Source organism: Agrobacterium sp. SORGH_AS 787, from assembly GCF_030819035.1.
In the GTDB taxonomy this organism is placed as follows: domain Bacteria; phylum Pseudomonadota; class Alphaproteobacteria; order Rhizobiales; family Rhizobiaceae; genus Agrobacterium; species Agrobacterium larrymoorei_B.
In genome coordinates, this window is the sequence record NZ_JAUTBG010000002.1 from 2,059,181 (window position 1) to 2,081,846 (window position 22,666).

25 protein-coding genes, 2 tRNA genes and 1 pseudogene are annotated in these 22,666 nt (G+C 56.7%); 15 read left to right on the top strand and 13 right to left on the bottom strand.

Features of this window, described 5'->3' with window-relative positions:
• Positions 1 to 107 precede the first annotated feature (107 nt).
• The 4 genes from QE435_RS19200 (at position 108) to QE435_RS19215 (ending at position 2,180) form a co-directional block, all read left to right on the top strand.
• Positions 108 to 446, top strand: coding sequence for an integration host factor subunit alpha (locus QE435_RS19200; RefSeq protein ID WP_309770853.1), 339 nt, complete (start codon positions 108 to 110; stop codon positions 444 to 446).
• A gap of 164 nt (positions 447 to 610) precedes the next feature.
• Complete coding sequence (locus tag QE435_RS19205) at positions 611 to 1,150, top strand: MerR family transcriptional regulator (RefSeq protein ID WP_309770854.1); 540 nt, start codon at positions 611 to 613, stop codon at positions 1,148 to 1,150.
• Between the two features lie 175 nt (positions 1,151 to 1,325).
• A complete protein-coding gene (locus tag QE435_RS19210) occupies positions 1,326 to 2,036 on the top strand; it encodes a nuclease (protein WP_349042354.1) in 711 nt (236 codons plus the stop codon).
• 62 nt (positions 2,037 to 2,098) lie between these two features.
• Positions 2,099 to 2,180 (top strand) — tRNA-Leu (locus tag QE435_RS19215).
• Positions 2,181 to 2,185: 5 nt separating this feature from the next.
• On the opposite strand, the gene QE435_RS19220 is transcribed toward QE435_RS19215, so the two are convergent.
• Positions 2,186 to 3,646, bottom strand: coding sequence for a TrkH family potassium uptake protein (locus tag QE435_RS19220; RefSeq protein WP_306932094.1), 1,461 nt, complete (start codon positions 3,644 to 3,646; stop codon positions 2,186 to 2,188).
• Positions 3,647 to 3,760: 114 nt separating this feature from the next.
• Here QE435_RS19220 and ilvA point away from each other — a divergent pair, with 114 nt between their 5' ends.
• Entirely contained in the window at positions 3,761 to 5,011 is a 1,251-nt protein-coding gene (gene ilvA, locus QE435_RS19225; RefSeq protein WP_349042355.1) for a threonine ammonia-lyase, read from the top strand.
• A 67-nt stretch (positions 5,012 to 5,078) separates the two neighbouring features.
• Positions 5,079 to 5,387: an HlyU family transcriptional regulator gene (locus tag QE435_RS19230; RefSeq protein ID WP_306932097.1), complete on the top strand. Its 309-nt coding sequence runs from the start codon at positions 5,079 to 5,081 to the stop codon at positions 5,385 to 5,387.
• An 83-nt stretch (positions 5,388 to 5,470) separates the two neighbouring features.
• On the opposite strand, the gene QE435_RS19235 is transcribed toward QE435_RS19230, so the two are convergent.
• A complete protein-coding gene (locus QE435_RS19235) occupies positions 5,471 to 6,085 on the bottom strand; it encodes an FMN-dependent NADH-azoreductase (RefSeq protein ID WP_349042356.1) in 615 nt (204 codons plus the stop codon).
• A 131-nt stretch (positions 6,086 to 6,216) separates the two neighbouring features.
• Between QE435_RS19235 and QE435_RS19240 the strand changes: the two genes are divergently transcribed.
• Positions 6,217 to 7,173: a LysR family transcriptional regulator gene (locus QE435_RS19240; protein ID WP_306932101.1), complete on the top strand. Its 957-nt coding sequence runs from the start codon at positions 6,217 to 6,219 to the stop codon at positions 7,171 to 7,173.
• Between the two features lie 81 nt (positions 7,174 to 7,254).
• Here QE435_RS19240 and QE435_RS19245 read toward each other — a convergent pair whose 3' ends face one another.
• Positions 7,255 to 9,246, bottom strand: a complete 1,992-nt coding sequence (locus QE435_RS19245) for a bifunctional 2',3'-cyclic-nucleotide 2'-phosphodiesterase/3'-nucleotidase (RefSeq protein WP_349042357.1) — start codon at positions 9,244 to 9,246, stop codon at positions 7,255 to 7,257.
• A gap of 129 nt (positions 9,247 to 9,375) precedes the next feature.
• On the bottom strand, positions 9,376 to 9,873 hold the full coding sequence (locus QE435_RS19250; protein WP_306932106.1) for a DUF1203 domain-containing protein: 498 nt from the start codon (positions 9,871 to 9,873) through the stop codon (positions 9,376 to 9,378).
• Positions 9,874 to 10,025: 152 nt separating this feature from the next.
• On the opposite strand from QE435_RS19250, the gene QE435_RS19255 reads away from it, so the two are divergent.
• Complete coding sequence (locus QE435_RS19255) at positions 10,026 to 10,910, top strand: DUF4344 domain-containing metallopeptidase (protein WP_349042358.1); 885 nt, start codon at positions 10,026 to 10,028, stop codon at positions 10,908 to 10,910.
• Positions 10,911 to 11,001: 91 nt separating this feature from the next.
• Here QE435_RS19255 and sseA read toward each other — a convergent pair whose 3' ends face one another.
• The 4 genes from sseA to QE435_RS19275 all read right to left on the bottom strand — a co-directional run bounded on the left by sseA (position 11,002) and on the right by QE435_RS19275 (position 15,797).
• Entirely contained in the window at positions 11,002 to 12,423 is a 1,422-nt protein-coding gene (gene sseA, locus QE435_RS19260) for a 3-mercaptopyruvate sulfurtransferase (protein ID WP_349042359.1), read from the bottom strand.
• Between the two features lie 17 nt (positions 12,424 to 12,440).
• On the bottom strand, positions 12,441 to 13,178 hold the full coding sequence (locus QE435_RS19265) for an alanyl-tRNA editing protein (protein ID WP_349042360.1): 738 nt from the start codon (positions 13,176 to 13,178) through the stop codon (positions 12,441 to 12,443).
• A gap of 12 nt (positions 13,179 to 13,190) precedes the next feature.
• Positions 13,191 to 14,228: a cysteine synthase A gene (locus QE435_RS19270; protein WP_309770865.1), complete on the bottom strand. Its 1,038-nt coding sequence runs from the start codon at positions 14,226 to 14,228 to the stop codon at positions 13,191 to 13,193.
• Between the two features lie 120 nt (positions 14,229 to 14,348).
• Positions 14,349 to 15,797, bottom strand: coding sequence for a deoxyribodipyrimidine photo-lyase (locus QE435_RS19275; RefSeq protein ID WP_349042361.1), 1,449 nt, complete (start codon positions 15,795 to 15,797; stop codon positions 14,349 to 14,351).
• Between the two features lie 189 nt (positions 15,798 to 15,986).
• Here QE435_RS19275 and QE435_RS19280 point away from each other — a divergent pair, with 189 nt between their 5' ends.
• The 3 genes and pseudogenes from QE435_RS19280 to QE435_RS19290 all read left to right on the top strand — a co-directional run bounded on the left by QE435_RS19280 (position 15,987) and on the right by QE435_RS19290 (position 17,693).
• Complete coding sequence (locus QE435_RS19280; protein WP_296022258.1) at positions 15,987 to 16,253, top strand: DUF982 domain-containing protein; 267 nt, start codon at positions 15,987 to 15,989, stop codon at positions 16,251 to 16,253.
• A 208-nt stretch (positions 16,254 to 16,461) separates the two neighbouring features.
• A pseudogene (locus tag QE435_RS19285) lies at positions 16,462 to 17,044 on the top strand (methylated-DNA--[protein]-cysteine S-methyltransferase).
• A 274-nt stretch (positions 17,045 to 17,318) separates the two neighbouring features.
• Entirely contained in the window at positions 17,319 to 17,693 is a 375-nt protein-coding gene (locus QE435_RS19290) for a TIGR02594 family protein (RefSeq protein ID WP_306934806.1), read from the top strand.
• Between the two features lie 124 nt (positions 17,694 to 17,817).
• On the opposite strand, the gene QE435_RS19295 is transcribed toward QE435_RS19290, so the two are convergent.
• Positions 17,818 to 18,063 carry a hypothetical protein gene (locus QE435_RS19295; protein WP_306932117.1) on the bottom strand — a complete coding sequence of 82 codons (246 nt, stop codon included), beginning with the start codon at positions 18,061 to 18,063 and terminating at the stop codon, positions 17,818 to 17,820.
• A gap of 154 nt (positions 18,064 to 18,217) precedes the next feature.
• On the opposite strand from QE435_RS19295, the gene QE435_RS19300 reads away from it, so the two are divergent.
• Positions 18,218 to 18,541: a DUF2934 domain-containing protein gene (locus QE435_RS19300; protein ID WP_349042362.1), complete on the top strand. Its 324-nt coding sequence runs from the start codon at positions 18,218 to 18,220 to the stop codon at positions 18,539 to 18,541.
• A 105-nt stretch (positions 18,542 to 18,646) separates the two neighbouring features.
• Here QE435_RS19300 and QE435_RS19305 read toward each other — a convergent pair whose 3' ends face one another.
• The 3 genes from QE435_RS19305 to QE435_RS19315 form a co-directional block, all read right to left on the bottom strand.
• Positions 18,647 to 18,907 carry a hypothetical protein gene (locus QE435_RS19305; protein ID WP_349042363.1) on the bottom strand — a complete coding sequence of 87 codons (261 nt, stop codon included), beginning with the start codon at positions 18,905 to 18,907 and terminating at the stop codon, positions 18,647 to 18,649.
• 1 nt (position 18,908) lies between these two features.
• Positions 18,909 to 19,238, bottom strand: coding sequence for an XRE family transcriptional regulator (locus QE435_RS19310; RefSeq protein ID WP_309770870.1), 330 nt, complete (start codon positions 19,236 to 19,238; stop codon positions 18,909 to 18,911).
• A 174-nt stretch (positions 19,239 to 19,412) separates the two neighbouring features.
• Positions 19,413 to 19,487 (bottom strand) — tRNA-Asn (locus QE435_RS19315).
• A gap of 176 nt (positions 19,488 to 19,663) precedes the next feature.
• Here QE435_RS19315 and QE435_RS19320 point away from each other — a divergent pair.
• Positions 19,664 to 19,957, top strand: a complete 294-nt coding sequence (locus tag QE435_RS19320; RefSeq protein ID WP_349042364.1) for a hypothetical protein — start codon at positions 19,664 to 19,666, stop codon at positions 19,955 to 19,957.
• Here the strand turns inward: QE435_RS19320 and QE435_RS19325 are convergent.
• Positions 19,944 to 20,591, bottom strand: coding sequence for an exopolysaccharide biosynthesis protein (locus QE435_RS19325; RefSeq protein ID WP_349042365.1), 648 nt, complete (start codon positions 20,589 to 20,591; stop codon positions 19,944 to 19,946). The two genes, QE435_RS19320 and QE435_RS19325, sit on opposite strands and share 14 nt — an antisense overlap.
• A gap of 542 nt (positions 20,592 to 21,133) precedes the next feature.
• On the opposite strand from QE435_RS19325, the gene QE435_RS19330 reads away from it, so the two are divergent.
• Both QE435_RS19330 and QE435_RS19335 read left to right on the top strand, forming a co-directional pair.
• Positions 21,134 to 21,721, top strand: a complete 588-nt coding sequence (locus tag QE435_RS19330) for a YqaA family protein (protein ID WP_349042366.1) — start codon at positions 21,134 to 21,136, stop codon at positions 21,719 to 21,721.
• Between the two features lie 133 nt (positions 21,722 to 21,854).
• Positions 21,855 to 22,382, top strand: a complete 528-nt coding sequence (locus QE435_RS19335; protein ID WP_349042910.1) for a dual specificity protein phosphatase family protein — start codon at positions 21,855 to 21,857, stop codon at positions 22,380 to 22,382.
• Positions 22,383 to 22,666 lie beyond the last annotated feature (284 nt).

Consider the following 22,666-nt stretch of genomic DNA (forward strand, 5'->3'; position numbering starts at 1 on the left):
TTGCCGTAAATCCCTAAACGATTCTGGAAACATTCCTTGACCGCTGCCGTCAACGGCAATAGTCTCAGGCGGTTTCCAGAAGACAACAGAGAAAAGCGCGGGGAAAAATGGCCGGTAAAACTGTGACACGTGCGGATTTGGCCGAGTCTGTGTTTCGCAAGGTGGGATTGTCCCGAACTGAGTCCGCCGAGCTGGTCGAAACCGTCATTGACGAGATTTGCAATGCCATCACTCGTGGCGAGGTGGTGAAACTCTCCTCTTTCGCAACCTTCCAGATCCGAGAAAAGAACGAGCGTATCGGTCGCAATCCCAAGACGGGTGAAGAGGTTCCGATTTCTCCGCGCCGGGTGATGACCTTCAAAGCCTCCAACGTTCTGAAACAGCGTATCCTCAAGGCACACGCATCGCGTAAGGCGAAGCAGAAGACCCAGAAGCCTGCCCCCTAAGAGGCTTCTTTCGGCGCTATCGACGCCTATTCTGATACCTCACTGTTTTTCTTCCTGTGAACATACTTGAATTTCAACCGTCAAGCCGTTGAAATAAAGACGATTCGCATCATACCTTGTCGTGTGTTTTGCAAACCTGTCATTCCGCCGGGTGGGAGTTAAGCGTGGATAAGAGTCCGGACGCCTTTAGAACGATCAGTGAAGTTGCGGACGATCTCGATCTGCCGCAGCACGTGCTGCGTTTCTGGGAAACCCGCTTTCCCCAGATCAAGCCGATGAAGCGCGGTGGCGGTCGACGCTATTACCGCCCTGACGATGTCGATCTCCTGAAAGGCATCCGGCATCTGCTTTACGATCATGGATACACGATCAAGGGCGTGCAGAAGCTCCTCAAGACCAATGGCAACCGCTTCGTTGCGGCCATCGCTTCGGGCGACATGGCGACAATGGAAGCCATCATGGCTGCCAGCGGCGAGAAGCAGACGGCCGAACCCCGTGTGGCGCCATCGGACGACGACGAGGTCGTCGGACGCCCAAAGGCGAGGCCCAGCGGTCGCTTCTTTGGTTTCGGCGGTGGAGCATCCGACGACACGCCGGAAATTTCCATCGGCAAATCCAGCATCAGCAAAGACGACCGCGCTTTGCTGCAGGAGGCGCTCTTCGACCTTCTGGAATGCAAGCGCCTGCTCGATCAGGTCCGTTAAACGACGAGAGGCCTCGCTGCGAACGAGGTTCTCTGCTGCAGACACCCCACGCTATAGCCGATGAGAGAGTTGTGGATAACGCCATCGCTCGCGATCGCATATCGAATTTATCTCAAATGCCAACCTTTCGGAAACTCCTTCAGCGGATAATGCCCGCCTGAAAAGGAGTTGTCCTGTGAGCAAGAGAAAACCTTCAAGCCGCCGCGCCTCATCCAGATCCAAGGGTGGAAGCGTCTGGTCCTGGTTGATCCTGTTTGGCGTCGCTGTCGGCGGGATTCAAGCCTATGAGCATCGCGACACCTTGTTGCCGAAGATGAAGAGCGTCGTGGCATCGGCTTCGAAGCCCAGCGCGCCTGCAGCGCGTGACACGGTTGCTGCCAAGCCGGCATTCGTGCAGAAGCCGACGCAAACCGTTGCCTTGCCAGCGTCTGGCGCGCCCGTTCCACCACGCTCGATCGCGGTGGTGGATTCGTCGACACGCGCCGGTCAGCTGCCGACCGCAACGCTGCCTTCGCCAAAGCCGCAGGTGGAAAATGTCTCGCTTGGCGCAAAGCCCGGCACATTCGCCTTTTGTGGACGCTCCGGCCTCAACAATTGCGTCATGGACGGCAACACCTTCTGGATGAAGGGTGTGAAGATGAAGCTTGCTGGTATCGAGGTGCCACAGACGGATCAGGCCCGATGCATGGAAGAACGCGCCCGCGGCTTCACCGCCAAGGTGCGGCTGCGCGATATGCTCAATTCCGGCAGTTTCCAGGTCGCAGCTGGAGGGCAAGGCGCCGAGGTGAAGGCTCTTTCCAAATCCGGCATGTCCTTCGCAGACCAGCTTGTGAGAGAAGGGCTGGCGCGCAGGGCCGGATCCGCAAGCCCATCATGGTGCGGTTAATTAAATTCCCGGAAGAGATGCAGTTGACCGCATGTGGTGACGCTGTGTAGATGGAAATGCAAGCGGGCGTGATGGAATGGTAGACATACCGGACTTAAAATCCGGAGCGAAAGCGTGCGGGTTCGAGTCCCGCCGCCCGTACCAAATCTTCAGCTTCTCCAGAATAGCGGCATCAGCAACACCAGCACGGTCAGGATTTCCAGACGGCCGAGCAGCATCATCAGCGAGAGCAGGTAAAGTGCGGGATCGCTGATAGTGGAGAAGTTGCCGGCGGGTCCAATGATCGGACCGACACCGGGGCCGACATTGGCGAGCGATGTCGCCACGCCAGATGTTGCAGTCAGGAAGTCATAGCCCATGGCGCTCATCGCCAGGCTGCCGGCGATCCACAGAGCGATAAAACAGCCGAGGAACAGGAAGACGTTGCGGATGGTTTCGGCATCGACGACCTGCGCGCCATAGCGCACCGGATAAACCGCATCCGGATAAATCAGCTTCCGCAAGCCGGTTTTCACCACATTATAGACGATGACGAAGCGGTAGGCCTTGATGCCGCCAGCCGTTGAGCCGGAGCAGCCGCCCATGAAGGTGGCGAAGAAGGCGACGACCACGACGAATGGACCCCAGAGCGTATAATCATCGCTGGCGAAACCGCCGGTCGAAAGGATCGACGTCATGTTGAAAAAAGAATGGCTGAGCGCGATGGGAAGCGCCACCCCATTGTTGATATGGTGATAGATGCCGACCGCAAGCGATATGGCACAGAGGTAGCCGATGAACACGCGGATCTGCGGGTCGTAGAGGATATCCATCCTCCGGCGAACCGCGAGCAGGATCATCACGGAAAAGGGTAGGCTACCGAGGATCAGGAAGAACGTCGCGATCCACAGCAGTGCGACATTGTCACCGAAATATCCGAAGGAGGCGTCATGGGTGGAGAAGCCGCCCGTCGCAACCGCTGACATGGCGTGATTCACCGCATCGAAATGGGTCATGCCGGCAAAGTCGAAGGCGACCGCGCAGGCAATCGTCATGACCACATAGATGCCGACGAAAGCCCTGGTAAAGCTCGCCAGCCGTGCAAAAGGCCGGTCGCTGGCTGTGTCGGACGACTCCATCCGAAAGAAGGTCATGCCGCCCACGCGCAGCAGCGGCAGGATGAAGAGACCGAGCGCCACGATACCGATACCGCCAAGCCAGCAGAGAAGTGATCGCCAGATCAACAGACCCTGCGGCGCATGGTCGAGACCGGAAATGGCTGTAGCGCCGGTGGTGGTGATGGCCGACACGGACTCGAACAGGGCTTGGCCGAATGTGAGGTCCAATTCCGATAGATAAAGAGGCACAGCGCCGACGAGCGAGAAGACCACCCATAAGAGATTGACCAGGAGAAAGCCGAAGCGCTTGTTGAAGGTCGGCATCGGTCCGCGTGTGGCGAGCGCGCATGCCAGCGCAAAGCCGCCGCACATGAAGCCGGAGGCGGCAAAGACGATCCAGTCATTATTGCCGTAATAGAGGTCCGTCATGGCCGGCACGAACATCGAAGTTGCCATGTAGAGGCCGAAGATCGACGTAATATAGACGACTGCGCGCAGGAGATTGGCGTTCAAAAAAATCAAACCTTGATCGAGTACCGCGTACCGAAGTGGCGCAAAGAGTCTTTGTGTCGGGCCTGTTCCTATGGCATAGCGGGTGCCATCGTGAATTTCAATGGATTGAAAATCGTGGACAAACTGCTTGTAGAAGCCGCACGGCGAGAAGTTCGGGAAATCTTTCCCGAGACGCCGTTGCAGTTGAATGAACATCTCAGCCGCCGGTATGGAGCCGAGATTTGGCTGAAGCGTGAAGACCTCACGCCGGTTCGTTCCTACAAGATTAGAGGCGCGTTCAATTTCCTGCGCAAGGCCGTTGCCGGTGCCGGCAAAGAGAAGATCTTCGTCTGTGCGTCCGCCGGCAATCATGCCCAGGGCTTTGCTTTTGCCTGCCGTCATTTCGGCGTGAAGGGCGTGATCTTCATGCCGGTCACCACACCGCAGCAGAAGATCGACAAGACCCGCATTTTCGGCGCGGAGTTTATCACCATCAAGCTGATCGGCGATATCTTCGACCAATGCTACGCGGCAGCCCGTGCCTATGTCGAAGAGAATGATGGCTACATGGTTCCACCCTTCGACCATCAGGATATCATCGAAGGGCAGGCTACCGTTGCCGCTGAAGTGATGGATCAGCTTCCGGATGGTGCGAAGCCCGATCTGGTGGTCATGCCGGTTGGCGGTGGCGGTCTTGCGGCAGGTCTCACCGGCTATTTTGCCGGGATTGTCGCCCGGGGCAATTTCGTCTTCTGCGAACCGGAAGGTGCGCCGAGTCTGAAGAAGAGTCTCGAGGCGGGCGAAGCCGTCACGCTGAACAAGGTGGATAACTTCGTCGATGGTGCAGCCGTCGCCCGTATTGGCGATCTCAACTTCCAGGCGCTTAAGGATTTCCCGTCCGAACAGGTCGAACTGATCCCGGAAAATGCCATCTGCGTCACGATCATCGATATGCTCAATCTCGAAGGTGTGGTGCTGGAGCCCGCGGGCGCATTGTCGATTGCAGCATTGGAAAAGCTCGGACGCGAGAGGCTGGAGGGCAAGCGCGTCATCTGCGTCGTCTCCGGCGGCAATTTCGATTTCGAGCGTCTGCCGGATGTGAAGGAACGCGCCATGCGTTTCACGGGGGTGAAGAAGTACTTCATCCTGCGTCTTCCGCAGCGTCCAGGCGCGCTTCGCGACTTCCTCAATATGCTCGGTCCGGATGATGACGTTGCGCGCTTCGAGTATCTGAAGAAATCAGCACGCAACTTCGGTTCGATCCTGATTGGTATCGAAACCACCTCTCGCGAGAATTTTACCACTCTGTTCGAGCGTTTCGAGGCGGCAGGGCTCGGCTATGAGGATATAACCGAGAACGAAATCCTCGCGAACCTCATTATCTGATCGGATGCATCATCAGGTGGGGCGGGCTAAAGCGCGCTCTGCACAGAGACAACAGGAAGGGTAAAGCATGGCCTCGTTCTTCTCGAAACTCTTTTCCGGCTTCGGTGCCGCGCAGTCGGACGCGCCGAAGAAGGCGGAGACATCTGAACCGCACCAGCACGGCGAGTATACCATTTATGCGACGCCGATGAAGGAAGGGGCGCAGTACCGCCTGGCAGGCCGTATTGAAAAGACGGCTGGCGACGAGGTACTCGTGCATGAGTTCGTTCGTGCCGACGTGTTCACCAGCATGGATGATGCGGTGGAGTGCACGGTACGCAAGGCCAAACTGATCATTGACCAGAACGGACCGCATCTGTTTGCTGACAAAAAATAACGGCCGCGACAAGCGCGACCGTTCAAGCATGCTGCGTAAAAACGTGCAGCGGTTCGGAAGAAGCGGCCGGATGGGCCGCTTTTTTATGCGGCCTTGGCCAGTTCTTCGACCTTGGCATTGGCAGCAGCAATAGCCTTTTCGGCAGCTTCCGGACCGAACGCCAGACCTTCGATGCGGATGACTTCGACATCGGTCATACCCATGAAGCCGAGAACCGTCTTCAGGTAGGGCACAGCATGCTCAAGCGACGCAGCTGGACCTTCGGAGTAGACGCCAGCAGCGGACAGAACGATGTAGACCTTCTTGCCGGTTGCAAGGCCGATCGGACCGGACTCGGTGTACTTGAAGGTCATGCCCGCGCGCGCGATGTTGTCGATCCAGGACTTCAGACCAGAGTAGATCGAGAAGTTGATGAGACCGGTGCCGATGATGACGGTGTCGGCGTCCATCAATTCTGCCACGCGCTTGTCGGAGTAGTCGGCAGCAGAGGCCTCTTCCGACGTGCGCTCTTCTGCAGGCTTGCGAATGGCCGACGTGGTGACGGAATCGAGATGCGGGATCGGGTTCTGACCCAGATCGAGATGTGTGATCGAGCCGTTCGACTGCGCCTGGATCTTGTTGGCAAGGTCGGATGCGAATTTGTTGGAAAGCGATTCATCGCCGCGTGGGCTGGAGGTGACGAGCAGGATCTTCGACATTGGCGCCTCATTGTCAGTCTTGGGAGGGTTAAACGGGACAAACCCGCTTTGTTGCGTGATATATTCGCCAGTTTTGCCATCAAGAAAACTGTGATAATCTGAAATTAAGCTATCGATAAAATGGATGGGACATGGACGCAAACCCGACCCTTGACCAGTTACAGGTTTTCCTGACCGTCGCCGAAACCGGAAGCTTCTCAGCCGCTTCGCGCGTGCTCAACCGCGCCCAGTCGGTCGTCAGCTACACAATCGCCAATCTTGAGGCGCAGCTTGAGGTCAGCCTTTTCGAGCGCAGTGGCCGCCAGTCGAAGCTCACCGACGAGGGCCGCGCCATGCTGGAAGATGCGCGAAGGATTGTTGCCGGATTGCAGGAAATGCGATCACGCGCCAAGGGGCTGAAACAGGGCTTGGAGGCGGAAGTCTCGCTCGTTCTCAGCACCATGGTGCCTGCGGAAGCGGTGGTCGAGGTTCTGCGTGAGTTCCGCAAGGAATTCCCAACCGTGTCGCTCACCCTCAATGTCGGCGAGTTGGGTATGGTTATGGATATGGTCAGAAGCCGAAAGGCGCTGATCGGTATTGGCGGGGCAGTCTCGCAGCAGGATGACGGTCTGGTCCTCGAAAAGATCGGTCACTCCTTCATGGTGCCGGTTGTCGCCAGTGACCACGCCTTGGCAAGATTGCACCGCCCGGTGACACTCGCCGATGTCCGTGAAGAGGTGCAGATGGTGGTCATGGACATGTCGGGGCTGACCAACGGTCGCGACTTCAATGTCCTGTCCTACAAGACATGGCGGGTTAGCGACATTGCGACGAAATATCAGCTGATCAAGGGTGGTCTTGGTTGGGGTGGGCTGCCCGCATCGCTGGTCAGGACCGATATCATGAATGGCAGTCTGAAGGTGCTCGACCTCGATGCCTACGAACTCGGCGAGTATCCGCTGTATTCTTTGCGAAAGGCCGATACGCCTGCCGGTCCGGCAAGCCAGTGGCTGATCGATGGCTTTGAAAAACGCCTATCGAAATGCCCGGACAATAAGAGCTTCCTGAGCGCTGTGCGCCCGATGCCCTTGAAAGATGCCGCCGAGTAAAGGTTTCTCCCCGTTCAACAGGGAACCGAACATCAGCAGAGCTGAAAAGTGGCGGCGACAAAAATGCCGCCGCCACAACCATTAACCGAGCATCAGACGGAACTTGGCAAAGCCTTCGGCGCCATCGCCGGCGTCTTCGATCTTGGCGCCCTTCACATCCTTGGCATATTGACGGCCTTTCGGGCCGGTCTCGAAGATCGCTGTCGTGTCAGCCACCTTTGCAAAAGACCAGTTGTCATCGGCCGATGGATTGATCGTGCCCTGATTCATGATGTAGCGCACGATCACATCGCGGTTGGTATCGGGGGCGACGAAGATGATCTTGTCGCTGCCGATTGCCGGGAACTTGCCGCCACCGCTGGCGCGGTAATTGTTCGTGGCAACAACGAATTTCTGTTCCGGGTCAATCGGCTTGCCCTGGAACTGCAGATTGATGATGCGGCTGCTGTCCGGATTGACCGCCTTGCCGTCCTTGTCGAACTTCGCGGGTTTCGACACATCGATCTGATAGGTGACACCGTCGATGACATCGAAATTGTAGGATGGGAAGTCGCTGCTCAGCAGAGGCGCGTCTTTGGAGCCGGCCTTGACGGTGTTGAACATGCCGGCCGACATTTCCAGCCAGTCCTTGACCTGCGCGCCGTTGATGAGGACGGCCTGCACGGTGTTTGGATAGAGATAGAGGTCGGCGACATTCTTGATTGCAATGTCACCGGCGGGGACATCCGTGTAATAGTCGGCGCCGCCACGACCACCGGACTTGAAGGGCGCGGCTGCGGAAAGCACCGGCAAGTCCTTGTATTGGCCTTCCTTCAGCATATCCTTGATATACCAGGTCTGTGCATTGGAGACGATCTGCACGGATGGATCGTCGGCCACCAGCGCGAAGTAGGAGTAGAGCGGGGCAGAGGTCTTGCCGACCGGGCGGCGCACATAGGCAAGCGCTCCCTCGTGATCGGTCTTGACCGCCTCGATGATTTCCGGCTTGTCCTTCACATCGGCAACGATCTTGCGGTTGTCGTCGCGGTGGTAGATCGGCCGAGCCTCGGAGGTAAAGTCGACGATCTTCCAGCTTTTGCCGTCCTTTTCCAGTAGCAGGTCGATGAGGCCCATATGCGAGCCCCAGAAGCCCGCCATCACGGCAGGCTTGCCCATCAGCGTGCCCTTGACGGGATCGGCGCCTTCGATGCCATCCCAGGTCTTGGGGCCCGGGAAGACCAGATGCTGGTGACCAGTGAAGACCGCATCGATCCCTTGAACGCCTGCGAGATAAAGAGAGGCGTTTTCCATGCGCTCGCTTTGGCCCTTGCCATCGATACCGGAGTGGGAGAGCGCAATCACGATATCCGCGCCCTGTTCCTTCATCACCGGCACCCAGGCCTTGGCGGCATCGATGATGTCGCGCGTCTGCGCCTTGCCTTCGAGGTTCTTCGCATCCCACATCATGATCTGCGGCGGAACGAAGCCGATGATGCCGACCTTGATCGGGCTTGTGGCGCCAGACCCATCGCGGATCTGCTTTTCCAGTATCACGTAGGGCTTGAAGTAAAGTTCATCCTGCTTCGGATCGGACGCGAGCTGGCCCTTGGTCAAGTTGGCGCAGACATAAGGGAATTTCGCCCCGCCCAACGTGTTGAACATGAAATCGAGGCCGTAATTGAACTCGTGATTGCCGAGCGTGCCGCAATCATACCCGAGCACATTCATGGCATTGATGACAGGGTGTTTGTCGCCCGCCTTCATGCCCCGCTCATAGGCGATGTAATCGCCAAGCGGGTTGCCCTGGAGGAAGTCGCCGTTATCGACCAGCATCGAGTTGCCGGCTTCGGCGCGTATGGCATCGATCAAGGATGCCGTGCGTGCCAGACCCAACGTGTCGTTCGGCTTATCGGCGTAATAGTCATAAGGAAAAACGTGAACGTGGATATCGGTGGTTTCCATGATGCGCAGATGCGCCTGGTTGCCCTCAGCACGCGCCGCAAAAGGATGCAGCATGACGAATGCGGACGACGCCGCGATGCCGCTTAAGAGAGAACGGCGCGTGATAGGGTGAAGGCCGATAAGGGATGACATGGAAACTCCTGATCTCAAAATACGATGACCTGTCTAAGCCGGGACAAGGTAAAACGAATTGCTGAGGAGTCTACCAGCAAAATGACAGGTGTATGACGCACGCCACCCTCATGGCTGAATGAGCAAAATTTAATCTTTTGCACCAAGGCCTTGGCCGTCATCACCTCTGTCGATGCGGCACTGAAAGCAATTGTTGCGTGCCGAGCGAACGTGCACATAGGCGATGTCCGGCCTTGCAAGCAGTTCCTGTGCACGAGCGGCGATCTCAGCCGTCGGCGTCACCGCACCCGTGCCATAAACGATGCGGTCGCCCGCATCGTAACCCCGGACGATGTAGTCTGCGCTATACAGCATTGCCGGCGGAACCTGCGCGCCATCATAAGTCCCACACGCCTCGGCATGAATGAAAATCGGTCCGGTCTCGGCGTAAGGTTGCACATGGCGAAAGGGCCGGTAGGAGACAAGCAGAGCCGAATCACCCTCCCTGATCTGCCCCAGACAGGCGCGGCAGGGCAGGTCTCCGGTGGCGATCATCCGTTCAGGCACTTGGCCGTTCGAATCCGGTTTGCCAAGCCTGATGGCCTCGACATGCTGCTGGGGCAATGCGGTGAATATGATGGTGGTCATGGCGGATCCTCGCTGAGTTGCTTCTTTGTCGCTATGGCTGCCAAACAATCGTCTATCCACCCGTTTCTTGTCGTTAAGCGAAACCAACCCATTGCGTGGACCGTTCTCTTTAGCGATCTATGCTGCGTCCTCGTTCTGGAAAGTTGACGTCAATGCTGCGCAGGTTTCGAACCGTTCTTTCGGTCGCTCTTTTATGTTCTGCCATGCCGGCTGCACAGGCGCAGGTTGCACCTACGCTTGACGATCTTTCCGACGACCAGCTGCAGCAGACGGTCAATTTCGTCATCGGCAACGCGGTGTTTGGCCTCTATCATGAAGCGGCCAAGATGCTGATCTCCGATTTCGGCCTTCCCGATGCGGGGGAAGGTAAGAACACCGCCGACGAGCTTGCCGCGACCATCATGTTGGAAGGCAATCAGGAGTGGCTGGACACGGCCATCGTCAATGCGACCGATAGCTGGTACCTCGCGCGCGGTGCCGGGGAGCTTCCCGAGCACGATGCGCCGCTCTATACGATTATCGTCCCGAACGTCGCCCGCGACCACCAGATGGCGTGCCTTATGGTTGGCAAGGATAACGAAGGCTATGGCGATCTCGCGGAAATGATGGGGCTGCCAAAGGATAAGTGGAAGGCCTGCGAAGTGGCCTATCCGCAGACCGTGGCGCGCTGGAACGACTTGCTTAAGCCATATGTAAAGCCGCCGGGCACGACGAAATTCGTGATCAACTATGAGCCCGCACGCGACCCCTTTCTCGACATCTATGCAACGATGGTGAAGGAGTCGAAAGTGCTGGACCTGATCGCCCACGGTTTCAGCGCCTACAAGCTGAAGGGCGAGGTGAAATTGACAGCCAGAAGCTGCGGCCGGCCCGATGCCTATTGGTCTGAAGAACGCCGCGAAATCACCTATTGCTACGAACTTGCCAAATTCCACGGCGAGCTGATCGCAGCCCATCTTCTCGCGACGAACGGCAATCGCGGTGACGCACCTGCGAAGGAAATCCCGACCGCTGTCAAACTCGGTCAGGAACTTTAAGCACTGTCACTCAACCGCCTACAGTGACGTGATAATCGCAGGCTGGATGGATCCACTCTCGATACAGGAGGGGGGGATGCCAGCCGGGCGCTCAGCCGCGCCGCGAAATCTCCAGATACTCGCTGTCGGTCAGTGGCTCTACCCAAGCCTCATAGGTACTGACAGGTGAGAAGCCCATCATCTGATAGAGCTGCAACGCCCGTGGATGGTCCAGCGTATTGGTGGAGACGGTGACCTTCTTCGGATTATCCTGCCAGATTGAATAGAGCGCCTGGAGCAGGAACCATTTGCCGACGCCGGCGCCGATCGCTTCTTCCATGAGACCGAAGTATGAAAGTTCGGTCACCTCGTCACTGGTTCTGTTGAACTCGAAGAAGCCAGCAGGCGAACCGTTGAGATAGAGAACCGTGACGCAGTTCTTAGGGTCATGCAGCACAGCGGAAAGTTCGGCATCGCTCATGCGCATGCGCTTCTGCCAGTGCCAGCGCTTGCCGACCCGCCAGTAGAGGTAGCGATAGAAATGCAGCGGGATGTTGTGCGTGCGCATGATCGCCGTCTGGATATTGACCGGCACGGGAAGGCTGACCTTCGGTGCGGATGTCATCTCCAACTGTGTGACATGGGCCTTCAGCGGACCGTAGGTGACAGTGGGCAGAGGCTCTGCAGGGCCTGTAACGACCGGCGTATCCTGCTTCGATCCCCATTCCGACCATGACCCGTCATAAAGCGAGTTGTCCGAATGACCGAGCGATTCCAATGCCAGTGTCACAACGGCGGCGGTGACGCCCGAGCCACAGCTGGTAACGACTGGCTTGGAAAGATCGATGCCAGCTTCGGCAATCATCTTGCGGATCGTCGGCAGATCCTTGAAGTGGCCGTTTTCCGAAAAGGCGGTGGCAGGCAGACTGCGGGCACCGGGCATATGGCCGGAACGCATGCCGGCGCGAGGCTCGGCCTCGTCGCCGGTGAAGCGGCCTGCGCCTCTGGCGTCCGCCACCTGCTTTTCGCCCTTATCGACGACAGCGCGCATATCTGAGAATGAGGTGACACGGTTCGCCTTGAACTCGGCGTGAAACTCTGTCGTCTCAATCTGCGGGGCTCCGGTCTCAAGCGGTTTGCCGGCAGCCTTCCAGCCATCGAGGCCACCATCCAGCACATAGACCTTTTCGGCACCCATAACGCGCAGCATCCACCACACGCGTGGCGCGGAGAAGAAGCCTGGGCCATCATAGACGACGATGGTGTCCATCTCGGAGATGCCGAGCTTGCCGACTTCCTCTGCGAAGAACTCCGGCGAGGGCAGCGAATGTGGAAGACCCGTGTCATGATCGGCAATCGCATCCTGATCGAAGAAGACGGCGCCCGGAATGTGGCCGCTGGCATACTCCTGCTTCCCGTCGCGCTTATGCGCGGGCAGATACCATGAGGCATCGACGATGCGGAAATGTGGCGTTCCGAGCTGCTGCTCGACCCAATCCGCCGAAACGACGAAACGGCTTTTATCGGTGCTCACGATATTTCTCCCAGAAATCAGGCGGCGTCGGCGGGGTTGCCGAAGCGGATACGGAAACGGCGGTTTTCCTTGCCCTTCTTTTCGATCTTGGCGATGTAAATCTCGCCGACTTCCTGCGTTTCCGACACATGAGTGCCGCCGCAGGGCTGGCTGTCAACCGAAGAATTCTCGCCGATACAGACAAGGCTGACACGGCCAAGCCCGACGGGCGGACGAACATGCTTGGATTTGACGATGCCCGGACTGGCGGCCAGTTCCTCGTCGGTGATCCACTGCAGGTAAATGGGGTGGTTCTGCTCCACGAGTTCCATCAGCTTGGCGGTGACATCATCCTTGTCGATGGTCTCCGACATATCGAAATCGACGCGCGACTCCTCCTCGCCAACGGCCGCACCGGTGATCGGCCATGAGCAGACGACGGAGAGAAGGTGGCAAGCGGTGTGCATGCGCATCAGCTTGTAGCGGCGCTGCCAGTCGATGTGGAGGGTCAGCTTTTCCCCGATCTCTGGAGAGGGTTGTCCTTCCAGGGGAACATGGATGATGACGCTCTTGTCTGCGCCGTGGCGGGTCACGCCGAGTTCGATCTTCGAACCATCGGCGCGCTCGAGAAAGCCCGTATCGCCAGGTTGCCCGCCGGATGTGGCATAGAAGCAGGTCTGATCCAGCTCTATGCCACCATCGTCATGCACTGCCGTGACCACCGCTTCGCAAGTTGAAAGATAAAAATCATCACGAAACAGGGCATTCACGGGCATGCTGCATTCACCTCAGACGGTTTCGTACGGAACCGAAATCTCTTTCTTTTCCGTCAGCCAGGCGGGAAGGGGAAGCCCCTTGGATCGCAGGAAGTCCGGGTTGAAGAGCTTGGACTGGTAACGGTTACCGTAGTCACAAAGTATGGTGACGATTGTATGCCCCGGTCCGAGGTCGCGGGCAAGCCGAATTGCACCGGCAATGTTAATGCCGGAGGAACCGCCAAGGCACAGGCCGTCCTTCGTGATCAGTTCGAAGATGATCGGCAGGGCCTCGGAATCCGGGATCTGATAGGCAAAATCCGGTGTAAAGCCTTCGAGATTGGCCGTGATGCGACCCTGGCCGATGCCTTCAGTGATGGAGGATCCTTCAGACTTCAGAACGCCGTTCTTGTAGAACTCGTAAAGGGCGGCCCCCTCCGGATCGGCAAGACCGATCTTGATGTCCGGGTTGAAATCGCGAAGACCGTCCGCGACGCCCGCGAGCGTTCCACCGGAGCCGACGGCGCAGATGAAACCATCCACCTTGCCATCCGTCTGGTCCCAGATTTCCGGTGCCGTCGTTTCGATATGCGCCTGACGGTTGGCAATATTGTCGAACTGGTTTGCCCAGATCGCTCCGTTCGGATCGGTCGCCGCAATCTGCTTTGCCAGACGCCCGGAGACTTTCACGTAGTTATTGGGGTTGGAGTAGGGCGCTGCCGGCACTTCGACGAGCTGCGCGCCAAGAAGCTTCAGCGCGTCCTTCTTCTCCTGGCTTTGGGTCTCAGGGATGACGATGACCGTCTTGTAGCCAAGCGCGTTGGCAACCAGCGCAAGCCCAATGCCGGTATTGCCAGCTGTACCCTCGACGATGGTGCCGCCGGGACGTAAGAGGCCACGGCGTTCCGCATCGCGAATGATGAACAGCGCAGCACGATCCTTGACCGACTGGCCCGGATTCATGAACTCGGCCTTGCCCAGAATTTCGCAGCCCGTGGCCTCGGATGCTGCCTTGAGGCGGATGAGCGGCGTGTTGCCAATTGCGGTCAGCACGGAAGAATGGATGGTCATGATCAGGCCTTCTGTCCAGTCAGCGATTCAAAGCCGTTATGTCGTTATCTAACAGCCTTGTGACAAGAAATTATCTTCTGACGAAGAGAGTTCCAGCGCAAAATATTACCGATACCGCGGTTATTCACTCTTCTTGATCTGAGAGTAGGCGTTAAGCGCACGCTGGCGTGCCTCATTATGATCGACGACTGGCTTCGGATAGGTCTTGCCCAATTCGATTCCGGCTTTTTCCAGCACCTGCTTTGGAGCATCGAACGGCTTGTGAATGTACTTGGCATCGAGCTTCGAAAGCTCCGGCACGAAGGTTTTTACATAGTCGCCGTCAGGGTCGAATTTTTCTCCCTGAATGATGGGATTGAAGATGCGGAAAAACGGCGAGGCATCCGCACCCGATCCCGCCACCCACTGCCAGTTGCCCGCATTCGAGGCCGGGTCGGCATCCACAAGCGTATCGCGAAACCACGTCTCTCCCTTACGCCAGTCTATGAGGAGATGCTTGATCATGAAGGATGCGGTGATCATCCGCACGCGATTGTGCATGACGCCGTGCTTCCACAGCTGTCGCATTCCAGCATCAACGATCGGATAGCCCGTCATCCCCTTCTTCCAGGCGTTGAAGTTGGCTGTGTTCGTTTTCCATTCGAACGCATCGAAGCTCTCATTCCAGTTCTTCTCGTTGAGCTTTGGAAAGTGGAAGAGAAGGTGGTAGCAGAATTCGCGCCAGACGATTTCCTTGCGAAAACGGCTGATGTCGTTCGAGGATATATGGGACGAAAGGCCTCTGGTGGCATGCCAAAGCTGGGCGGGTGTGATTTCCCCGTGGGCGAGATGCGGCGAGAGCATCGAGGTTGCAGGCTGTGCCGGGAAGTCACGACCCTTCTCATACCCCTTCAGCGCGCTATCGATGAAATCGTCTAGCCGCTCTTTTGCTCCCGCTTCCCCTGGCGTCCAGATCTCCGAGAAATCTTTGGCCCAATCCGGTTTTGTCGGCAGGAGCTTCCAGCTGTCCAGCTTTTCAGACTTCGGCCAGCTGGATGGCGTTGGTATCTGGCGCGGCTTCGCCGTCGGCTCCGGCGGCTCGTCACCGCCTTCGATGGCACGCCAGAAAGGCGTGTAGACGCGATAGGGTCCACCACTCTTTGTCGTTACCTTGGATGGTTCGTGCAGAAGGTGACCTGAGAAACTCTCGACCTCACATCCATCATCGCGAAGCTGCTTCTTGAGGTGGCTATCGATCTCCATGCCATCGGGGTCGTACCGACGGTTCCAAAAGATCGTGCTCGCGCCAATATCACTGATCAGTGACTTGAGGACTTTAGCGGGGTCTCCACTGCGTAGGATCAGGCGACTTCCAAGCTTCTCCAACTGGTCGGAGAGGGCTTTCAGCGAGTGATGCAGCCACCACTCCTGCGCGCCGCCCAAGGGGCCGTTCGAGCCCTGCCGATCCTCGCGAATATACAGCGGGACGATTGCTCCACCATGCTCCCGCGCGGCTGCAAGGGCGCGATTGTCAGAAAGGCGCAAGTCCTTGCGAAACCAAAGAATAATGGGGCTTTCCTGCATCGTCATAGGCGTTCCTTCCGCTTTCATCTGTAACGCGCATAAGGGTGTTTCGCTCCCCTGCAACGACAGTAATACGGTTGCGCGGTACCTATGGTTTTTGAAGGGTAAATTTTGTCAGGTTTTAATCAAAACGGGTGGAACCATATGCTGGACGTGACGTTGGAGGCACGTGAATTGAGTATGGAAGACCCACCAATGATGCTGAATGAAGTAAAATGGGATGCGCCTGTCGTGATCTCCCTGGAGAACGGCGCGCCTCGCACCTTCAACGGCGCTTATGAAGCCTTTGATTTTCTCCAACACGAGTGGCCCAGCCGTCATGGCAAGGCGTATGAGCAGGCGTTGCGCCTCTGCAGAGCATCGCTTCTGGGTAGTGTTTCGGGCGAGATTGCCCGGACCGCTTTCGTTGAGGCGAGCCGCGATGCAAACCGCCTTGTGGAGATGCCTAAGCTCGCATCGTAAGCGATCCGTTTGATCTTCAAGCGAAGAATACCTTTTCAGCCACCCGTCGCGTTCCCGCCGGGTGGCTTTTTGCTGGCCTCTATCGCTTCGGTGGCGGGTTGAGGCGGACGCCCGAGGACACACTCTTGCCGAAAAATCCGGGCCGGGCCTCGACTTGACCTCAAAAAAATGGTTGCTGAAACGTTAACGCCGACAATCGTTTGGGCGAATGGGACTGAAATGGGGCAGGTTGATCGTGCGCAAAATCCGCTACTCCACCGTTTCCACTGCAATGGGTTTTTGCGCCTTCGCATGGCATGACGGCGGCATCTGTCGTTTCCAGTTGCCCGTTGATCTAGAAGATGACGCCAAGGCGCATCTATTACGACGCATGCCCAACGCCGAACATTGCGAACCGGGTGTGGAAGCAAAACATCTGCTGGAAAAAGTGAGAGCGTACTTCACCGGTCAGCGCGTCGAGTTTCATGATACGAAGCTCGATATCGGTACCCAAAGTGATTTCTTTTCAAACGTTTACGAAGTCGTAAGGGCTATGCCGTGGGGAACATCGAAAAACCTACGGAGAAATCGCCAAGGAATTGAACACTCCGCCGCAGGCCGCTCAAATCGTTGGACAGGCGATGGCAAAAAATCCCCTACCGCTTCTTATTCCGTGCCATCGGGTTCTCGCCGCTGGCGGTAAACTGGGCGGCTTTTCTGCCGAAGGCGGCGTGAAGACAAAGCAGCGAATGTTAGAGTTGGAAGGTCTTTTCAAAAACACGCCTAAACTCGAACAGGCTTCGCTATTTTGATAACGCCAAAGGCGATTTCGGGGCATAACATACCCATAATCGCCCATGTCTGGTCAAATTCTCGCTAAATTCGAAGCATAGACGGCTCAACAGCAGCCGCCGTGAGCGAGCCACTTCGCTCCCAGGCTGCCCTACTTTGAATGTGCGCAAGGACACTTCGGCGCGGGCTGGAGCCAGGTGTCCTGTGCTTTTAAAGGGCAAGAGTGTGAGAGTATCTGCGTTTCTTTTGGCTGTCGGGCTTTGCGCCGTGGCCATGACCCCCGCTTCGGCGGGAATGTTGAACCAAGCCGAGCAATATGCCGGTCTTCATGAAGGCAAGAACAACAAGACGCTGAAAGCAATTTTGGGCGTCAATCCTCGTAAAACCCCGTGGTGCGGCCACTTCCTCAGCGTTGTTGCAGAAAAATCGGGTCGCACCCCTCCAAAGTCCTCCGGCTTTGCCAAATCCTGGAAATCATTCGGTTATGCCGTTCCGGTCGGCGCTGCCAAACCCGGTGACGTTGTGGTCGTTCGAAGCGGCAAGCACTACCATGCAGGTATCTTGAAAAGCATGAGTGGCGCCACCGCCCAAATCCTGGGCGGTAATCAGTCCGGCCGCGTACAGGTCTCCAACTTCAGCCGCAAGTCCATCGTCTCGGTTCGTCGTTGACCGAGCTTCCAGTCAGAATGAGTCAATGCACGTCAACACATTCTGTCCATAGCAGGACGACAGCCTAAAGAGAGAAGCCAGGGCGAGATAGATATCACCGTGAAGTTCTCTTCGGGTGCGGCGACTATGGCTGTTCGCGGGTGCCTGGAGCGGCATCGCGCTGGTCGTCATCTTCCAAGTCCGTTGCAACGATGAAGGCATCCTCGTGCTGACGTGCCGCCTGTCTGCGCGCTCTGAGGCTTGTCAGTTCGTCGGGATCCAATTCCTGCTGATGCTGGGTCAGATCGCCTTCAGTCTCGAAGCGCGCGACGTCTTCGTCCTTGATGTCGAGATGATTGTTCTTGTGAATCGTCGATTTGTCGTCGGCCATGGTAAGCTCCATCTATTTTGGTTTCGTGATAGGGAAACGGGCAGGGTGCAGCTTCGTTCCTTTTGTCACCGCTCAGGCAAAACATCGGAGTAAGAGCGCAGGAACCAATAAGAGTGCCGATTGTTTTCCCGCTATCTAAAACGGGAGAAGCACCATGGAAGTCGATCGCGAATCCGAAATACGCAACAAGGCCTATGAAAAGTGGGAAAGCGAAGGTCGGCGTGATGGCGACCATGAGCGCCACTGGCAGGAAGCTGAATTGGAAATTGATGCGACCCGCAACACGTCTGTGCTGGGCGTCGAGGATGAGGCTGCCGCCGGTGAATCGCCTGCCGTGATCTCGCTCAACCGCGAGCAGTCGCAAGACAAAGGTCAGGCCAATGACGAGCTTGAAGAAGGCCTGGAAGACACCTTCCCGGCAAGCGACCCAGTGTCCGCTACATCGACAGCGGTTTCCGGCCGCGCTGGCAAGCGTTGAAACCCAGCGTTTTTTTCCACAAGCCGGATATGAGAAGAGTTCAAGGCGATCGCTACAGCGGTCGCCTTTTTCATGTGCGATGAGATACCCGCCGGTAAGGGGGGCTTAGTGGACAGCTGGCTCCTCATCGCCAAGAAAGCTCCTGATGCCATCTCGCTCACACGTAGCAAGAAACTCCTCCCAGGCGTCCTTGTCTGTGGCGAAGGGCTTGTCCCATGTCGTCACGTCATCCTCTTCGGAGATGACTTCCAATTGCCAGTCCTGCTGCGTTCCAGCAGGTCGGAAGATATCCACAAGCACAGTGATGCCGTCGTCTTCGAACTCTCCTGAAAACTCGGAATGTTCCAGCTTGTCTTTCTTGGCCATATCAGCCTCCAGCTCCGGTCGGCGCATCGGGCGCCAGATGTTCTTTATATTGGACGGTCTCAGACTGATCGGTATCGAATTCGCCGGGTGACTTCAAAAGTCGTAAACCTGGACCGCCGGCTGCAGAGGTCTGATTGTCGTCGATGAAGGAAATCCCAGCCTTTTCCAAAGCGGCTCGGAACCTGTCGCCCAATTGAGGATCGGAGCCGCTTTCCCGACTTTCAAAAGACGTTAAAGCAGCATGATCAACACCGGCTGCTTCGACAAGCTTTTCCGGTGCCCAGTCGAGCAGGGCGCGTGCGGCTCTGCATTGCGAAGCGGTGATCGACATATCCGCAGCCTCCATGACGACAAGTGACCGAAGCGTCTGCCTTGATCCTTATTCGTCGTACCGAATATGCGATCTCGTCGCAACGATGTGTAGGCTCAAGACGTTGGATAGTCAGAGATTTTTCAGCGGTATGTTGGGAGAGATATTTGCTTACAATGCGGTCGATTGTAAAAATGGCTCCCCGGGCCGGATTCGAACCGGCGACCTGTCGATTAACAGTCGAATGCTCTACCGCTGAGCTACCAGGGAACGTGCGCCGCTTGGCGTGGCGTGAGCGGGGTAATACAAACGCTTTGACGATTTGCCAAGCGCTTTTTTCAAAAAAAATGCATTCCTCTTGTTTTATCCACTGAAGGCCCCACGTTTCCGGGCATGACGATGTTGAAAAAAGTTTCCCCAACCCTCTTGAGCCGAGGTGATCTGGCGTGAATTTCGGTATTCACCCCAAAACGGGGCGGCTTCACATGGGCAAATGGAGCGTAGCGATGCCGCGCTCGCGTGTTGGGCGCATCGTCATCGGTACGTTGCTCATTATTGGCGGCTTTCTCGGCTTCTTGCCGATCCTCGGCTTCTGGATGGTCCCACTCGGCCTTTTGGTACTATCTCAGGATTTACGCATCGTTCGCCGCAAACGGCGTCAGCTGGCCATCTGGTGGGAATATCGCAAGCGCGCCCGTCAGGCGCGCCGCGAAGGAGAAAAGGACCTCAGGCGCCCGTAAGCGAGTTGCTGAGGCCCTGGCCCGCCCACATGGCCGCATAGGCCAACGCTGCGAAGTAAATCGTCGTGAGCGCAAGAAACAGATAGCCACCCAGCACTGTGGCTCCATCGCGCTGGATCATCCCTGCAGAGAATAAAAGGATTGCGATCCCCGGCAGGGTATTCGAGAAGGGAATGAAGCCGAGTGGCATCATCAGCAACAGGCCGGACACCATAATGGCAATTCCGTTCACCCGGTTCATGATCGCACCGGTTGTCAGGGAAAGTAGGCGTGGGCGAATATACCTGTCCAGCCACGACACGATGTGGATGCCCTTTTGCAGCGCTGGCACAAGGCGCGCCGTCTCCATCTGCCGATCAAGAATGCGTTTGGGCAACCACGGCAGCCGGTTCAGAATGATGGCGAGGCTGATCATGATGATGGCGGCCCCAAATACCGTGCTGACGCCTGGAATGGAAACGGGAATGAGGAAGGGCAGGGAGGCAATGGCGCACATCAGGAGGAGGCCCTGTTCGCCGATAGCCTCCATCAATTCCCGTAAAGTGATCGTCTTTCCGCCAAGCTGATTGATCAGTTTTTGCAAAACGGAACTGAGATTTTCAGACGTATCCTTGAACGCGAAGTCCTGCGTCATGCCTTCTCCCGAAATCAATTAGAACTCCGGGAGTGATATCATTCATGGCCAGAAGTGACTATCCGCAAATGCTCAAAGCAGGTGCGGTGACTGGCATGGATACGGCGTGGGCTATCGAAATCGTCAGTGCGAAACCCACTTGCTGTAGGCACCCAATAAAAGAACAAACATCAAGATGCCGAGAATAAACGGGTTCAGCGAAGTAAAGAAATTAACGTAGTCCATAACTGTCTCCTCCTCAGTATGTCCTCGCGCCTTCATTCTACGCCGAATCAATTGAAACGCCAGAATAAAAGCAATTCAGACTGCGTTGCAGCAAAACGCCGCGCGCGTATTCATGAAATGCCGATATTTTACCTTTCGCGCCGCAGCATTTTTGTATATCGAGCGTCATAATGTTGCGCCGCATCATTTGCCATCCACGCATTTGGTCGGTATTGGCAGGTCACAAGTGGCGGCTTCGAAAACCAGCCGATGCGTCAGAGTGGGACGTGGCTGCGCCTGATCAGTACCAAACTCGCGGGATTGAACGGAGACGAAAAATGCTGAAGGGTCTTTATGCCTGGGCGATGAACCTTGCAGCACGCAAAACCGCCGTCTGGTGGCTAGCGATCATTGCCTTTGTCGAAAGCTCGATCTTTTTCCTTCCGGCGGATGTCCTGTTTCTGCCCATGGTTCTGGCAAAGCCCCGCAAAGCGATGTTTTACGCAACGGTTGCGACCGCCGCATCGGTGCTTGGCGGAATTGCCGGATGGTATCTTGGCCATTACGCCTTTGAAAGTGTTGCCCGTCCGCTGCTGGAGTTTTACGGCAAGCTGGATGCGTTCGAGCAGCTGAAGGCCTCGGTTGATTATGAAACAATCGTGCTTTTGCTGATCACGTCAGGCCTCGCGCACCTTCCACCCATCAAGGTGGTGACGATCCTATCCGGTGCTGCGAATATCAGCCTCGGCCTCTTCATCATCACGGCGGTCGTGACGCGCGGCGCTCGCTTCTTCATCCTCGCGGGTCTGTTGCAGCGCTACGGCGAACGCATCCGGCACTTCATCGAAAAGCGCCTCGGCATGATCGCGGCACTCATCGCCAGCGCTTTGATTGCCCTTTATGCCGTCTATATCTTCGTTCGGTGACATGATGCCGACTTGCCCGTTTGTCGGGTGAGAAACGTTCATCTTGATGTCAGCCTCAGCATCTATCCCTCCCGCCAATAGAAGTCGGAAGATGGATATCATGCGCAAAAAACTGATCACCCTGATAGGCGCCGTGGCGGTACTACTGCTAAGCTTCTTCGGCTATCTGGGCTTCCTCCAACTCTCCGGAAACTTCCATGAGGTGCTGGCCGGCGAACTTTATCGATCGAACCAGCCGAGTGCCGAGCAGTTGGCACTTTATGTGAAGCAACACAGCATCAAGACCGTCATCAATCTGCGCGGCGAGAACGATGGATCCACCTGGTACAAGGATGAGGTCTCGGAGTCCAAGGCCCTCGGCGTCCATCACATTGATTTCGCCATGTCGGCGCGTGAAGCGCTCTCGATGGACAAGGCGGAAGCCCTGGTCGAGATCATGCGTTCGTCACCAAAACCGATCCTCATTCACTGTCGATCCGGATCCGACCGTACAGGCCTCGCCTCCGCCCTCTATCTGGGCAAGATTGCAGGGGTCGATCCTGAGACTGCAGAGAAGCAGTTGTCCATCCGCTATGGTCACCTGAGTGTGCCGGTTGTCTCCGCAGCCTATCCCATGGATGAGAGCTGGGAGCGGATCGAAAACAGTTTAGCGCGGATGTAGGCACGGCAATCAATAGTGTCGTTGCTGCGCCTGGTCACTGACGTAACTTTCACTTTCAGCTTTCCCGCATTTTCAGGTCGGGACCTCACGTCTTTGTTCTGGAGAGGTGTTAGAGCGTTTCCTTGTTAAATAGAAACAGTTCTGTTGGTTCAAACGGGATCGACTGATTGTCCGGAGGGCGCGTGCCGTAGCCAAAGCATACGGCCAAGCCGTCCGGGCAAGCAGGTGGCCCGTTTCAACCAACCCGAAGGGCCGGACATCTTTCCGTCAGGCTCAAAGGCGAT

Coding starts and splice junctions, on each gene's coding strand:
- QE435_RS19200 (WP_309770853.1), top strand. CDS start 108: ATGGCCGGTAAAACTGTGACACGTGCGGATTTGGCCGAGTCTGTGTTT.
- QE435_RS19230 (WP_306932097.1), top strand. CDS start 5,079: ATGGCCTCGTTCTTCTCGAAACTCTTTTCCGGCTTCGGTGCCGCGCAG.
- QE435_RS19235 (WP_349042356.1), bottom strand. CDS start 6,085: ATGTCGAAGATCCTGCTCGTCACCTCCAGCCCACGCGGCGATGAATCG.
- QE435_RS19240 (WP_306932101.1), top strand. CDS start 6,217: ATGGACGCAAACCCGACCCTTGACCAGTTACAGGTTTTCCTGACCGTC.
- QE435_RS19245 (WP_349042357.1), bottom strand. CDS start 9,246: ATGTCATCCCTTATCGGCCTTCACCCTATCACGCGCCGTTCTCTCTTA.
- QE435_RS19250 (WP_306932106.1), bottom strand. CDS start 9,873: ATGACCACCATCATATTCACCGCATTGCCCCAGCAGCATGTCGAGGCC.
- QE435_RS19255 (WP_349042358.1), top strand. CDS start 10,026: ATGCTGCGCAGGTTTCGAACCGTTCTTTCGGTCGCTCTTTTATGTTCT.
- QE435_RS19265 (WP_349042360.1), bottom strand. CDS start 13,178: ATGCCCGTGAATGCCCTGTTTCGTGATGATTTTTATCTTTCAACTTGC.
- QE435_RS19270 (WP_309770865.1), bottom strand. CDS start 14,228: ATGACCATCCATTCTTCCGTGCTGACCGCAATTGGCAACACGCCGCTC.
- QE435_RS19275 (WP_349042361.1), bottom strand. CDS start 15,797: ATGACGATGCAGGAAAGCCCCATTATTCTTTGGTTTCGCAAGGACTTG.
- QE435_RS19280 (WP_296022258.1), top strand. CDS start 15,987: ATGATGCTGAATGAAGTAAAATGGGATGCGCCTGTCGTGATCTCCCTG.
- QE435_RS19290 (WP_306934806.1), top strand. CDS start 17,319: ATGTTGAACCAAGCCGAGCAATATGCCGGTCTTCATGAAGGCAAGAAC.
- QE435_RS19295 (WP_306932117.1), bottom strand. CDS start 18,063: ATGGCCGACGACAAATCGACGATTCACAAGAACAATCATCTCGACATC.
- QE435_RS19300 (WP_349042362.1), top strand. CDS start 18,218: ATGGAAGTCGATCGCGAATCCGAAATACGCAACAAGGCCTATGAAAAG.
- QE435_RS19305 (WP_349042363.1), bottom strand. CDS start 18,907: ATGGCCAAGAAAGACAAGCTGGAACATTCCGAGTTTTCAGGAGAGTTC.
- QE435_RS19310 (WP_309770870.1), bottom strand. CDS start 19,238: ATGTCGATCACCGCTTCGCAATGCAGAGCCGCACGCGCCCTGCTCGAC.
- QE435_RS19325 (WP_349042365.1), bottom strand. CDS start 20,591: ATGACGCAGGACTTCGCGTTCAAGGATACGTCTGAAAATCTCAGTTCC.
- QE435_RS19330 (WP_349042366.1), top strand. CDS start 21,134: ATGCTGAAGGGTCTTTATGCCTGGGCGATGAACCTTGCAGCACGCAAA.